Origin of the sequence: Microbacterium sp. A8/3-1, from assembly GCF_040267695.1 — a bacterium.
GTDB lineage: Bacteria > Actinomycetota > Actinomycetes > Actinomycetales > Microbacteriaceae > Microbacterium > Microbacterium luteolum.
Map to the genome: position 1 here is coordinate 2809025 of NZ_CP158357.1, position 12587 is coordinate 2821611.

The 12587-nt window shown below is 68.7% G+C and carries 12 protein-coding genes; 8 read left to right on the forward strand and 4 right to left on the reverse strand.

Features of this window, described 5'->3' with window-relative positions; translation table 11 throughout:
* Window positions 1-2: 2 nt before the first annotated feature.
* Genes ABS642_RS13770 through ABS642_RS13780 form a run of 3 tightly spaced genes read left to right on the forward strand, consistent with a single transcriptional unit; the run spans window position 3 to window position 1908 of the window.
* Window positions 3-374, forward strand: a complete 372-nt coding sequence (locus ABS642_RS13770; RefSeq protein WP_282215154.1) for a DUF1048 domain-containing protein — start codon at window positions 3-5, stop codon at window positions 372-374.
* Window positions 371-1144, forward strand: coding sequence for an ATP-binding cassette domain-containing protein (locus ABS642_RS13775; protein WP_350350539.1), 774 nt, complete (start codon window positions 371-373; stop codon window positions 1142-1144). The genes ABS642_RS13770 and ABS642_RS13775 overlap by 4 nt, the downstream gene beginning before the upstream one ends.
* Entirely contained in the window at window positions 1141-1908 is a 768-nt protein-coding gene (locus ABS642_RS13780) for an ABC transporter permease (protein ID WP_350350540.1), read from the forward strand. Before ABS642_RS13775 ends, ABS642_RS13780 begins: the two co-directional genes overlap by 4 nt.
* A gap of 236 nt (window positions 1909-2144) precedes the next feature.
* Here ABS642_RS13780 and ABS642_RS13785 read toward each other — a convergent pair whose 3' ends face one another.
* The 4 genes from ABS642_RS13785 to ABS642_RS13800 all read right to left on the reverse strand — a co-directional run bounded on the left by ABS642_RS13785 (window position 2145) and on the right by ABS642_RS13800 (window position 6952).
* Entirely contained in the window at window positions 2145-3065 is a 921-nt protein-coding gene (locus tag ABS642_RS13785) for a glycine betaine ABC transporter substrate-binding protein (protein WP_350350541.1), read from the reverse strand.
* Window positions 3058-4011: an ABC transporter permease subunit gene (locus ABS642_RS13790; RefSeq protein ID WP_350350542.1), complete on the reverse strand. Its 954-nt coding sequence runs from the start codon at window positions 4009-4011 to the stop codon at window positions 3058-3060. Before ABS642_RS13790 ends, ABS642_RS13785 begins: the two co-directional genes overlap by 8 nt.
* Window positions 4011-5348 (reverse strand): glycine betaine/L-proline ABC transporter ATP-binding protein, encoded by a 1338-nt coding sequence (locus tag ABS642_RS13795; RefSeq protein WP_350350543.1) that lies wholly within the window; start codon window positions 5346-5348, stop codon window positions 4011-4013. The genes ABS642_RS13790 and ABS642_RS13795 overlap by 1 nt, the downstream gene beginning before the upstream one ends.
* A gap of 305 nt (window positions 5349-5653) precedes the next feature.
* Window positions 5654-6952, reverse strand: a complete 1299-nt coding sequence (locus tag ABS642_RS13800; RefSeq protein WP_350350544.1) for a methyltransferase — start codon at window positions 6950-6952, stop codon at window positions 5654-5656.
* 89 nt (window positions 6953-7041) lie between these two features.
* On the opposite strand from ABS642_RS13800, the gene ABS642_RS13805 reads away from it, so the two are divergent.
* From ABS642_RS13805 to ABS642_RS13825, 5 genes are all read left to right on the forward strand, one after another.
* A complete protein-coding gene (locus tag ABS642_RS13805) occupies window positions 7042-8034 on the forward strand; it encodes an ABC transporter ATP-binding protein (protein ID WP_350350545.1) in 993 nt (330 codons plus the stop codon).
* Window positions 8034-9656 carry a polyketide antibiotic transporter gene (locus ABS642_RS13810; RefSeq protein ID WP_350350546.1) on the forward strand — a complete coding sequence of 541 codons (1623 nt, stop codon included), beginning with the start codon at window positions 8034-8036 and terminating at the stop codon, window positions 9654-9656. Before ABS642_RS13805 ends, ABS642_RS13810 begins: the two co-directional genes overlap by 1 nt.
* Before the next feature lie 22 nt (window positions 9657-9678).
* Complete coding sequence (locus ABS642_RS13815) at window positions 9679-10185, forward strand: MarR family transcriptional regulator (protein WP_350350547.1); 507 nt, start codon at window positions 9679-9681, stop codon at window positions 10183-10185.
* A 115-nt stretch (window positions 10186-10300) separates the two neighbouring features.
* Window positions 10301-11080, forward strand: a complete 780-nt coding sequence (locus ABS642_RS13820) for a carbon-nitrogen hydrolase family protein (RefSeq protein ID WP_350350548.1) — start codon at window positions 10301-10303, stop codon at window positions 11078-11080.
* 50 nt (window positions 11081-11130) lie between these two features.
* Window positions 11131-12573 carry an APC family permease gene (locus tag ABS642_RS13825; RefSeq protein WP_350350549.1) on the forward strand — a complete coding sequence of 481 codons (1443 nt, stop codon included), beginning with the start codon at window positions 11131-11133 and terminating at the stop codon, window positions 12571-12573.
* Window positions 12574-12587: the final 14 nt, after the last annotated feature.

The window sequence follows — 12587 nt, forward strand, 5'->3', positions numbered from 1 at the left end:
GCATGGCCGCGAAGTGGATCGAAGCGATCACCGGATCGCTCGAAGAGAAGAAGCAGTACAAGCAGGCCCAGGCCCGCATCAACGCCCTCCCCGAGCCGTACCGCGAGGTCGCCAAAGCGCAGCAGCGTTACAACATGTACTACGGCGGCGTCACCGACGGCGACACGATCGTGAAGATGTTCCTCGACATCGCGGATCTGTGGGAGCGCGCCGCGATCGACGGCACCCCGGTCAGCGCCATCGTCGGCGATGACCCCGTCGAGTTCGCCGAGAACTACGCGGCCGCATACGGCGGACGGCAGTGGATCGACAAGGAGCGCACGCGCCTCATCAAGGCGTTCGACGACGCGAAGAAGAAGGAGAACGGATCATGAGCACCGCAGCCATCAGCGTCAAGGGCCTGCAGAAGTCCTACAAGGACCTGCATGTGCTGCGCGGCGTCGACTTCGAGGTGCAGAAGGGCAGCATCTTCGCCCTTCTCGGGTCGAACGGCGCGGGCAAGACCACCGTGGTGCGCATCCTCTCCACCCTGCTGAAGGCGGATGCCGGCACGGCCACCGTGCAGGGCGTGGACGTCGCGACCGATCCGGTCGGCGTCCGCGAGAAGATCAGTCTCACCGGGCAGTTCGCCGCGGTCGACGAGATCCTCTCCGGACGCGAGAACCTGGTGCTGGTCGCGAAGCTTCGGCACCTCCCCGACGCCGGGAAGGTCGCCGACGATCTGCTGGCGAAGTTCCGCCTGACGGATGCCGGTGGCCGCAAGGTCGGCACCTACTCGGGCGGCATGCGCCGTCGGCTCGACATCGCGATGAGCCTGGTCGGACACCCCGAGGTCATCTACCTCGACGAGCCGACCACGGGCCTCGACCCCGAAGCCCGCATCGAGGTGTGGGACGTCATCAAGGAGCTCGCGAACACCGGCACCACCGTGCTGCTCACCACGCAGTACCTCGACGAGGCGGAGCAGCTGGCCGACCGCATCGCGATCCTGCACGAGGGACGCATCATCGCCAACGACACCCTCGCCGGGCTGAAGAAGCTGCTCCCGGCCGCCAAGGTCGAGTACGTCGAGAAGCAGCCCACCCTCGAGGAGATCTTCCTCACCCTCATCGGCCCGTCTTCCAAGAAGGAGAACGCAGCATGACCACGCATTTCGCGGCGGACACCGCGACACTCACCGGCCGCTCCATGCGGCACATCTTCCGCAGTCCCGACACGATCATCACCACGGCGGTCACCCCGATCGCCCTGATGCTCCTGTTCGTGTACGTCTTCGGGGGCGCTCTGCAGACGAGCACCGGTGCCGAGAACTATGTGAACTACCTGCTTCCCGGCATCCTGCTCATCGCCATCGCATCCGGCATCGCCTACACGGCGTTCCGACTGTTCACCGACATGCAGAGCGGCATCTTCGAGCGGTTCCACTCCATGCCGATCGCCCGCTCGAGTGTGCTGTGGGCCCACGTGCTCACGTCGCTCACCGCGAACGCGATCACCCTCGCGATCATCTTCGGCGTCGGATTCCTGATGGGCTTCCGCACCGGAGCGAGCGTCGGGGCATGGCTCGCCGTGATCGGCATCCTGATGCTGTTCACGCTGGCCCTCACCTGGCTGGCGATCATCGCCGGCCTGAACGCCAAGACGGTCGACGGCGCGAGCGCCTTCTCGTACCCGCTGATCTTCCTGCCGTTCATCAGCTCGGCCTTCGTGCCGACCGACACGATGCCCGGTCCGGTGCAGTGGTTCGCCGACAACCAGCCGGTCACCTCGATCGTCAACACCATCCAGGCGCTGTTCGCCGAGAAGCCCGTCGGCGACGACATCTGGGTCGCCCTCGCCTGGTGCGTCGGCATCCTCGTGGTCGCCTACGTGTTCGCGATCATCTCCTACCGGAAGAAGGTCAGTTGACCTCTCCGAGCGGGACGGGACGCTCCGTCCGGGGTTCACACTCCGGCCGGGGCGTTTCGCTGCGCTCGGGGTGCTGCGCGCGTTTCGCCAGGGACGAGGATCCCGCGGGCTTGGGCTGACTTTCTCACCCCGCACGGAATGAAGGAGATCTCGCCGTATGAAGGAGCCCCTGGCGAAAGGGGCCCTTCATCGTGCGAGATCTCCTTCAGAGCGGGAGACGGATGCCGCAGCTCAGGTCAGCTGCTGACGACCCAGTCGAACTGGTCGCCGTACTCCTCGAGCCAGGCATCCACGGCTTCGGACTCGCGACCCTCGCCGTACTCGTTCACCACGAGGTCCTCGAGCGAGCCGTACTGCTCATCGTCGAGGACGATCTGCTCGATGAGCTCGGCCGCCTCGGGGAACTCGTCCGCGAAGCCCTTGGTGCCGAGGAAGTGCAGCCCCTCAGCCTCGCCCATCGCGCCCTTGGGGTCTTCGAGATCCTTCACCGGGAAGGCATCGTTGGCCCAGAACGGACGCCATAGCGTCACGGCGATGTCCTGCTTCTTCTCGGTCGCGGACTTCAGCTCGGTGAGCATGGCCGCGGTCGAGGAGGTGACGAGCTCGTACTGGCTGTCGAGGCCATAGGCGGGGAGCATCTTCTGCGTCTGCGCGGTCAGACCGGCACCGGGTTCGATGCCGTAGATCTTCCCGCCGAGATCGGCGCCCGCGAGGTCGTCGATCGTCTCGAGGTCGGAGTACTCCGGCACCGCGATCGTCAGCCGGGCGTTGTCGTAGTACGTGCCGAGGTCATCGATCGAGTCGCCGTACGTCTTCATGTACTCGGCGTGCGTCACCTCGGGCCATGCCGAAGGGAAGACGTCGACGTCGCCCTGCGCGAGCCCGGTGTACAGCGGGCCCGCCTCGGTCAGCGTCTTCAGCTCGACGTCGTAGCCGATCTTCTCGAGCTGGTCCTGCAGCAGGTACGCGGTGCTGAGTCCGTCGGTCCACGACGGGAGGAACCCGAGCGTGATGGTGCCCTTGTCCCCTCCGCCGCCGGCGCTGCCACCGCCGCCGAGCTCGATGGTGCCGCCCGCGCCGTCGCTCGCGCATCCGGAGAGGGCGAGGGCTCCTGCGGCGCCGATGGCCGCGATGGTCATGATCCTGCGATTACGCATTCTGGAGCTCCTTCTCTTCGACGGTCGTCTCGACGATCGGGGCGGATGCCGCGGCTGCGGCGGTCGCCTGGCGCTGCGCGCCGCGACGACGGATGACCGCCAGCAGCGACGCCGGGTTCTGGCCCAGCGTGCCGAGCGCCGCGGTGACGCGGTCGAGGAAGACGGCGATCAGCACGACGCCGAGGCCGGCCTCCACACCCTTGGCGATGTTCACGGTGGAGATGGCTTCGACGACCATCTTCCCGAGGCCGTCTGCTCCCGCCATTCCGGCGATGACCGCCATGGACAGGGCGAGCATGATGACCTGGTTGATGCCGGCGAGGATCGTCGGCATCGCGAGCGGAAGCTGGATGCCGCGCAGGATCTGCCCCGGCTTCGCGCCGAAGGCCTGGCCGGCCTCGACGGTCTCGGAGTCGACCCCGCGGATGCCGAGCTCGGTCAGTCGCACGCCCGGAGGCAGCGCGAAGATGACCGTGGCGACGAGTCCTGGCACGACGCCGATGCTGAAGAACACGATCGCGGGGATCAGGTACACGAACGCGGGCATCGTCTGCATGAAGTCGAGCACGGGCTTGAGCACCGCGCGGACCGTGGCGTTGCGCGCCGACCAGATGCCGAGCGGCACGGCGATCACGACCGCGACGAGCGCGGCGACCAGCACGAGGCCGAGCGTCTGCATCGCGGGGACCCACAGGCCCATCGCGACGATCAGCGTGAACGACACGACCGTGCCGATCGCCAGCTGCCACGAGCGCACCAGCCAGGCGATGAGCGCGGCGATGGCGATCACGACGAAGAAGTAGGGCAGCAGGAGCAGTGAGGTGAGTCCGTCGACGAGGAACGTCACCACGAACGAGACGACGTCGAGCAGGCCGTCGAGGTTGACCTTGACCCAGTCGACACCGGCTTCGACCCAGCTGCCGAGGGGGATGCGGAAACCATCCATCAGCGCACCTCCTCTGTCAGTTCGGTTCCTGAGCCGAACGCATCTTGGGTCCCTGAGCTCGTCGAAGGGCCGGGGTCCGTCCATCCGTCATCGAGCACGGCGTCGATCTCGGCCTGCGGCATCGGCATCAGCGGGAGGATGATCTCCTCCGTGGCGCCCGGTCCGGGGCCGAGGGCGGCGAGCAGGGTCACACGCGGGATGACGCCGACGAGACGCCCCTCGGCATCCGTCACCGCCAGCGGCAGCGGCGACTCGACCGCTGGCACGAACAGGTTCATCAGGACCTCGTCCTCGCGGACGCTCTGCAGCACGGGCTTGAGCACGGAGTCGAGCGTCGTGGCACCGGAGCGCACGAGCTTCACGGCATCCCGGTCGGTCACGACGCCGAGCAGCTGCCGGTCGCGGCCGACGACGTAGGTCGCCGACATGTAGGCGTCGCGCATCTGGCGGAGAGCCGTGCGGGGACCGGCGGTCTCGGGTACGACGGGACGCGGGCGCTCCATGACGTTCGCGGCGGTGAGCACGCGGGCGCGGTCGACATCCTGCACGAACTGCTCGACGTAGTCGTTCGCCGGGTCCATGAGGATGTCCTCCGGCGTGCCGATCTGCACGATGCGGCCGTCGCGCATCACGGCGATGCGGTCGCCGAGGAACATGGCCTCGTTCAGGTCGTGGGTGATGAAGACGATGGTCTTCTGCAGCTTCTCCTGCAGTTCGAGCAGCTGCTCCTGCATCTCGCGACGGATGAGCGGGTCGAGCGCGCTGAACGCCTCGTCCATCAGCAGGATGTCGCTGTCGGCGGCGAGGGCGCGGGCGATGCCGACGCGCTGCTGCATGCCGCCGGAGAGCTCGGACGGCATCTTGTCGCCCAGTCCCTCGAGGCCGACGAGCGAGAGGATCTCCGCGGCCTTGGCGAGGCGCTCCGCCTTGGCGACGCCCTTCAGCTCGAGCGGGTAGGCGACGTTCGCGGCGACCGATCGATGAGGCAGCAGCGCGAAGTGCTGGAACACCATCGAGATGCGGTCGCGGCGTATCTCCCGCAGCTGGCCGTTCGGGATGCCGGTGATCGGATCGCCGTTGACGGTCACGGTGCCGGACGTGGCGTCGTGCAGACCGTTGAGCATGCGGATGATGGTGGACTTGCCCGATCCGGACAGGCCCATGATGACGAAGATCTCACCGCGGTTGACGGTGAAGCTCGCGTCGATGACGGCTGCCGTGCCCGCGTCATCGACGGCGGTGCGGCTCTCACCGGCCTTCAGACGACGGACAGCCTGGCTCGGATTCTTCCCGAACACCTTGAACAGATTGCGCGCTTCAAGAGCGATTTCGGACACGTTTCCCCCGCGGCTCGCCTCGGCGGCTGAGCCTGCTTCGGTTACGCCCGGGTGATCCTCACGAGGCCGTTCGACATGACTGCTGTGGCGGCGCGGGCAGCGGATTTCGGATCCGCCGCAGAGAGCATCGACCGTACGTCCACGCCTCTTCGCAGCACAGCTCATCGAAAGAAGGACGTGGTCGCGGACTGGTCTTCGGGCCGTCAGGCCCACAGACCAACGTAACGAAATGGCTGATCAGGGGCAAATCCGCAATCCCGAACGCGCCCGGGTTTCCCCCGCTGACCGGGGGATTGGTCATATGTTCATCGACGGATGCTGCGCGTCACGGTGAACTTCGACGTGCGGTGCAGCTGCTCGGTCGCTCCGACGATCCGGGTGAGTTCGGCACGGTAGCCGAGCGACGAATTGAAGACCGTGAAGAGCTCGCCACCGGGTCGGAGCAGACGGGCGGCGGCCTCGAACAGACGGGTCGCAGCGCCGGTGTGGACGCTGGTGCCGAGGTGGAAGGGCGGGTTGAGCAGGACGACGTCGGCGCTCGCATCCGCCAGCTCGGATCCGGCATCGTCGTGCGTGACGGTGATCCGGCCGGCCAGCCCGTTCGCCGCAGCCGTCGCCCGAGCGGATGCCGCGGCTGCCGCGGACCGGTCGGTCGCGATCACGCGGGCATCCGGATGGGCAAGCGCCCACGACGCGGCGAGCGCGCCGGTGCCGCAGCCGAGGTCGATCACGGTCCGGGACGCTTCGACAAGCTCAGCGACCCATCCACCGTCTCCCGCCGCTTCGACAGGCTCAGCGACCCAACCACCCCTGGGTCCCTGAGCTTGTCGAAGGGCCTCCGGCGCGACCCCGAGCACCTCGAGCAGAACCCTGGTTCCGATGTCGAGGCGCGAGCCCGCGAACGCCCCGCCGTGGGCGACGAGGGTCAGCCCGTCGTGCTCCGCGGTCACCGGGAATGGCGGCTCGGTCGGCGCGGGAAGGGGCTCGGATGCCACGACGAGCCGCGACTTCCGCTCCGCCCGTTCGGCCTGCACGCGACCGAAGCTCCGCCCGAGCACCTCGTTCTGGCCCAGGGTCATGTGCTTCACGCGGCCTCCTGCCACGAGCACCGCGTCGGGTGCGGCCCAGCGGGCGACGGCATCCGCGATCTCCTCGAGCTCGGCGAGCGACTTCGGCAGCTGCAGCAGCACGAGCCGCGCGCCCGTGAGCAGGTCGCCGTCGAGCTCGTGCGCGACGAAGGGCGTGGGAGAACCCAGACGATCCGGACCCGCGGCGGCGTGTCCGCCCCCGACACCCCGCGGCTCTGCGTCTTCATCCGGGTATCCCGAGACCGACCCGCCGAGACCCTGCTCTGCAGCGTTGCGCGCGAGCGCGCGCCGTCCGGTCGCCAGGTCCTGGTGCACGCGGATGCCGCGCAGCCCGGCATCCGTCAATGCCAGGGTGATCGCGCCGTATTCGTCGCCGATCACGGCGATCTCCTCGCCGGGAAACCCGAGCGCGAGCGCCCGCTCGACCAGCAGCACGTCGGTGGCGTCGTACGCCTGGAGGTTGTCCGCCTCGACGTCGGGCCAGCGGCGCAGGCGACTGTAGGGAAACTCCGGCACCAGCCCACTGTACGCGGGCGCCGTAAGGATTCCGCATGCGTTCTTTCGCAGTATTCACAAAATCGTGAAACGGGCGTAGCGTCCCCGCCATGACCACCGTCATCAGCACGCAGAGTCTCACCAAGCACTACGGCCACGTCCATGCCCTCGACGGGCTCGACCTCTCCGTCGAACACGGTCAGGTGCACGGCTTCCTCGGCCCGAACGGCGCGGGGAAGTCGACCACGATCCGCATCCTCCTCGGCCTCGCACGACGCACGGGAGGCAGCGCGTCCGTCTTCGGCGAAGACCCGTGGAGCAGCGCCGTCGACCTGCATCGTCGCATCGCCTACGTTCCCGGCGACGTCAGCGTGTGGCCCACGCTGTCCGGCGGCGAGGCCGTCGATCTGCTCGCCCGCCTCCGCGGCGCCCGCACGAAGGAGGCCGCCTACCAGCACGAGAAGACGCGGCTCATGGACGCGTTCCAGTTCGACCCGCGAAAGAAGGGCCGCGCGTACTCCAAGGGGAACCGGCAGAAGGTCGCGCTGATCGCGGCCTTCGCGGTGCCCGCCGACCTCTACATCCTCGACGAGCCGACCAGCGGACTGGATCCGCTCATGGCCGTGATCTTCCAGCGCGAGGTCGCCCGCGCCCACGCGAACGGTGCGACCGTGCTGCTGTCGAGCCACATCATGAGCGAGGTCGAGCAGCTCTGCGACCGGGTGTCGATCATTCGCGCGGGTCAGATCGTCGAGAGCGGCACCCTCGCCGAGCTGCGGCACCTCACCCGCAGCGACGTGTCGTTCACGGCATCCGGCATCTCGCTCGACCAGGTCGAGCGCATCCCCGACGTGCACGACGCCGCACAGCACGACGACCGCTTCCGTCTCGCCGTCGACAGCGACCGCACGGCCGCCGTGCTGCCGGCCCTCGCGGCGCTCGGGATCAGCGATCTGCGCGTCGCGCCGCCGTCTCTGGAGGAGCTGTTCCTCCGCCACTACGGCGACGACCTCGCGACGCTCGAAGCCGCCGAGGACGGCCGGCCCGACGATGCCGCGAAGCCGCAGACCCGTCGGGGCCGCCGCGCGAAGGAGCAGGCGTGATGTCGACCTTCACCGTGCTGCTGCGGCAGCGCATCCGGCGCGACTGGCTGCAGCTGACCCTGTGGATCGCCGGTACCGCGGGGATGGCCTTCGCGGGTTACGCGGGCGTCACCCAGTCCTACTCGACGCTCGAGGACCGGCAGAACATCCTGGCCGCGGCGCTCGCGAACCCGGTGATCCTGATGTTCCGCGGCCTGCCGTCCGGCACGTCGGAGGGGGCGTTCCTGGCCTTCGAGATCCTCCCCTGGCTCGCGCTGCTCGCTGCCCTCATGAGCACCTTCCTCGCCGTCCGCCACACCCGCGGCGATGAGGAGGCCGGACGCTCGGAACTCGTCTGGGCGACTCCGGCGGGGAGACGGATGCCGACGATCGTGACCATCGTGCACGGCATCCTCGCCAACCTCGTGCTCGCCGCGCTCACCGCTCTGGCGCTGCTCGCGACCGGCCTGCCGGCAGCGGGATCGGTGCTCTCCGGAACCGCGGCCGGCGCAACCGGCATCGCGTTCCTCGGCATCGGGCTGCTGGCCGCGCAGCTGATGCGCACCGCGCGCGGCGCGAACTCGCTGACCGTGTGGGTGCTCGTGGCGACCTTCCTGATCCGCGGCATCGGGAACGCGGCCGGCACGCCGAACGACGACCTCTCCGGGATGAAGAGCGCATGGTTCGCGTGGCTCTCGCCCTTCGCCTGGGCGGAGCAGACCCGGCCGTACGACGCCGACCTCCTCGGACCGGTGTTCCTGGGACTCGCTCTCGGTCTCGTGCTCGCCACGGCATCCGTCGCTCTGCAATCGTTGCGCGACATCGACGCGAGCTTCGTGGCCGAGCGCCCCGGCCGGGTGTCGGCGCGGCCCGCCCTCGCGTCTCCCCACGCACTGGTCTGGCGGCTCACCTCGGGCGCGATCGTCGGATGGGCGGTGGGCGGAGCGGTCACCGGCATCCTCGCCACCACGCTGAGCGGACTCGTCGACCAGATCTCGGGCGAGAACCCGGCCGTCGCCGACATCCTGAAGAAGATCGGCGGCGCGACCGGTGGCCTCGACGAGGTCGTGATCACGGTGTTCTTCACACTCCTCGGCATCCTCGCCGCGTGCTGCGCCGTGCAGACGGTCGTACGCGCCCGACAGGAAGAGGCGCGCGGCACCGTGGAGGCCGTTCTGGCCTCACCGGTCGGCCGCGTGCGCTGGCTCGCCGACTACGTGATCGTCGGGACGGCCGCGGTGCTGATCGTCGTCGCGGCGGCCGTGCTGGCCGGGTGGGCGGGGATCCGGTCGACGGATGCCGACGACTCGCTCTACCGGATCGTCGCGGTCGCGGGGCTCGGGCAGGCGGTCGCCGCCTCGGTGTTCACCGTGCTCACCGCGCTGGTGCTCGTGCTCGTGCCGCGCGCGACGATCGGGGTGGCCTGGGCTCTCGTGCTCGTCGCGACCATGCTCGGGATGTTCGGCCCTCTGTTCGGCCTTCCGGAGTGGACCGCGAACATCTCCCCGTTCGCGGTGACCCCGGTGGTCGACGGCGACGGCGTCGATGTCCGCGGACTCTGGTGGCTCGTGCTCGCCGTGGGCGCGGGGCTCGCAGCATCCCTCTCGCTCATGCGACGCCGCGAGCTTGCGACGGGCGGCTGAGCGTGCGGATGAGGCGAGCGTGATGGCGGACGACGAGAAGGCGGATGCGGCGGCATCCGCCCCTGTCGCGCACCGCGCGACAGGGGCGGCCGAGCAGGCCGCAGCCATGCTGACCGCCGCGGGGATGCCGCGGATGCCGGCACGCGTGATGATGGCGCTGGTCGCCGCCCCTGACGGCGGATACACGGCTGCCCAGATCGGCGACCGCCTCGGCGTCTCAGCGGCTGCCGTCTCGGGCGCCGTCCGCTACCTGCAGCAGCTCCACTTCATCCAGCGCCGTTCCTGGCCCGGCGATCGCCGCGACCGCTACGAGTTCGTGCACGACACGTTCTCGAGCTCGATGGTCGGGAACATCCCCGTGTACACGCGCCTGGCCGCGTACATCGACGAGATCGCCACCGAACACGACGACGACCCGGGCGCTCAGGATCGGGCGACCGAGCTCGCCGAGTTCTTCCGCTATCTCAGCGAACGGATGCTGCAGATCGTCGAGGACTGGCGCGAGCTGCGTCGCGACGCGACGGGCTGAACGACCCGTTCTGCGATCAGGACCTTGCGGATGACACGCGAACGAAACACAATGGACATCAAATAGATCACTTTGATCTGTTTGATAGGTGCATCGACGCACGAGGAGCATCCGCATGACCCTGACCATCGCCGGACTTCAGCATCACGGCACGCCCGGCGATGTCGATGCCAACCTCGCGGTCATCGCCGCGGTGGCGGGCGAGGCGGCCGCGAAAGGGGTGCGCATCCTCGTCACCCCCGAGATGTTCGTCACGGGCTACAACATCGGCGACCGCCTGGCACCGCTGGCGACACCGGGCCTCGTCGACCGGATCGCCCGCATCGCCCAGGACAGCGGGATCGCCATCGTCGCCGGCCTCCCGGAGGCCCTCGAGGGCGGCGGCATCACGAATTCCCTGGTGATGATCGACCGCGACGGCGCGGAGCTGCTGCGCTACCGCAAGACCCACCTCTTCGGCGCGCTCGACCGCAGCCTGTTCACCCAGGGCGACGCACTCCCCGGCATCGTCGAGATCGACGGCGTGCGGGTGTCGGTGCTCATCTGCTACGACGTCGAGTTCCCCGAGACTGTGCGTCGGGCCGCCCTCGACGGAGCGGATGCCGTCATCGTGCCGACCGCGCAGATGGAGCCCTACGCGCACATCGCCGAGCGGCTCATCCCGGTGCGGGCGTGGGAGAACCAGATGCACGTGATCTACGTCAACCGCGTCGGCGTCGAAGGCGATCTCACCTACGTCGGACGCAGCAGCATCGTCGCTCCCGACGGCGAGGTGCTCGCTTCCCTCGGAGCGACAGACATCGGCCTCATGATCGCCACGATCGATCCCGAAGCGACCCGGCGCGCCCGGCAGGAGAACCCGTACCTCGCCGACCGTCGACCCGAGCTCTACTGAACGCCCTCCCCTCCCGCGTCCGTCACCGGACCCTCTGCGAAAGCGACACCATGACCGTCTCCCCTCTTGTCGAGCCGCGCCAGCGCCTCGACGGCCAGCTCGGCACCGGCGCCATCGTCTTCATGGTCATCGCCGCGGCCGCTCCCCTCACCGTCATCGGCGGCAACGTGCCCATCGCCATCGGCGCGGGCAACGGACCAGGGGCGCCGATCGGCTTCGCGCTCGCCGCCGTCATCCTGCTCGTCTTCTCCGTGGGGTTCGTCACCATGACGCCCTTCGTGAAGGAGGCCGGCGCGTTCTTCTCATATGTGACCGCCGGTCTCGGCTCGCGACTCGGGCTGGGCTCCGCCTTCACCGCTCTGGTCGCCTACACGGCGATCCAGGTCGGGATCTACGGCTACATGGGCTGGGCGGTCGACGATCTCGTCACGTTCTTCGGCGGCCCGAGCCTGCCGTGGTGGCTGTACTCCTTCGCGACGATGGCGATCGTGGCGGTGCTCGGCTACCGCCACATCGACCTGAGCGCCAAGGTGCTCGGGGTGGCGCTCGCGCTCGAGATCCTGGTGGTCGTCGTGCTCGATGTGGTCATCTTCGCGACCGGCGGCGCCGAGGGCATCGCGCTGGAGACCTTCGACCCGTCGTACGTGTTCTCGGGCGGCATCGGGGTCGCCGTGCTCTTCGCCCTCACCGGGTTCATCGGCTTCGAGGCCACGGCCGTCTTCCGTGACGAGGCCCGCAACCCGGAGAAGACGATCCCGCGCGCGACCTACCTCGCCGTCATCATCATCGGCGTGTTCTACGCCATCTCCTGCTGGGCACTCGTGACCGGCGTCGGCGCGAGCAATGCGGTCGCGGTCGCGCAGCAGACGCTCGCCGGCGAGGGCAACCTGCTGCTCGACACCACGACGCAGTACCTCGGGCCGATCCTGCGCGACGTCGTGCAGGTGCTGCTCATCACGAGCCTCTTCGCATGCGTGCTGTCGTTCCACAACGTGATCGCCCGCTACCAGTTCACCCTCGCGCAGAAGGCCGTTCTCCCCGCGCGACTCGGCCGCCGCCACGCCTCGCACCACTCGCCGGCGTTCTCGTCGGTCGTGCAGACGATCACCGCTGCGATCCTGCTGGCGGTCCTCGCACTCCTCGGGCTCGACCCGCTGGTCGGCGTGTTCGGCTCGATGGCCGGCGTCGCAACCGTCGGCATGGTGCTGCTCATGCTGACGACGTCGATCGCCGTTCTGGTGTTCTTCGTCCGCCGTCCGGAGCTCGCCGCCGGACGCTCCCTGGGCGCGAGGGTCTTCCCGATCCTCTCGGTCGTCGGACTCGCCTTCGCGCTCTGGCTGGTGCTGTCGAACTTCACGCTCGTGACCGGCGGGAGCGTCGCAGTGAGCGTCGCACTCGCACTCATTCCCGTCGCGGCCATGGTCATCGGTATCGTGTTGGGCAGGCGCTTCCGACTCGACACCCAGCCGGTCGAGGAGACCACGGCGGACTGAGACGCGCCGACCGA

What these genes read in the sequence shown, in the direction of transcription:
- ABS642_RS13790 (WP_350350542.1), bottom strand. Translation starts at nt 4,011, where the DNA reads ATGGATGGTTTCCGCATCCCCCTCGGCAGCTGGGTCGAAGCCGGTGTC.
- ABS642_RS13770 (WP_282215154.1), top strand. Translation starts at nt 3, where the DNA reads ATGGCCGCGAAGTGGATCGAAGCGATCACCGGATCGCTCGAAGAGAAG.
- ABS642_RS13825 (WP_350350549.1), top strand. Translation starts at nt 11,131, where the DNA reads ATGACCGTCTCCCCTCTTGTCGAGCCGCGCCAGCGCCTCGACGGCCAG.
- ABS642_RS13780 (WP_350350540.1), top strand. Translation starts at nt 1,141, where the DNA reads ATGACCACGCATTTCGCGGCGGACACCGCGACACTCACCGGCCGCTCC.
- ABS642_RS13785 (WP_350350541.1), bottom strand. Translation starts at nt 3,065, where the DNA reads ATGCGTAATCGCAGGATCATGACCATCGCGGCCATCGGCGCCGCAGGA.
- ABS642_RS13810 (WP_350350546.1), top strand. Translation starts at nt 8,034, where the DNA reads ATGTCGACCTTCACCGTGCTGCTGCGGCAGCGCATCCGGCGCGACTGG.
- ABS642_RS13815 (WP_350350547.1), top strand. Translation starts at nt 9,679, where the DNA reads ATGGCGGACGACGAGAAGGCGGATGCGGCGGCATCCGCCCCTGTCGCG.
- ABS642_RS13775 (WP_350350539.1), top strand. Translation starts at nt 371, where the DNA reads ATGAGCACCGCAGCCATCAGCGTCAAGGGCCTGCAGAAGTCCTACAAG.
- ABS642_RS13805 (WP_350350545.1), top strand. Translation starts at nt 7,042, where the DNA reads ATGACCACCGTCATCAGCACGCAGAGTCTCACCAAGCACTACGGCCAC.
- ABS642_RS13820 (WP_350350548.1), top strand. Translation starts at nt 10,301, where the DNA reads ATGACCCTGACCATCGCCGGACTTCAGCATCACGGCACGCCCGGCGAT.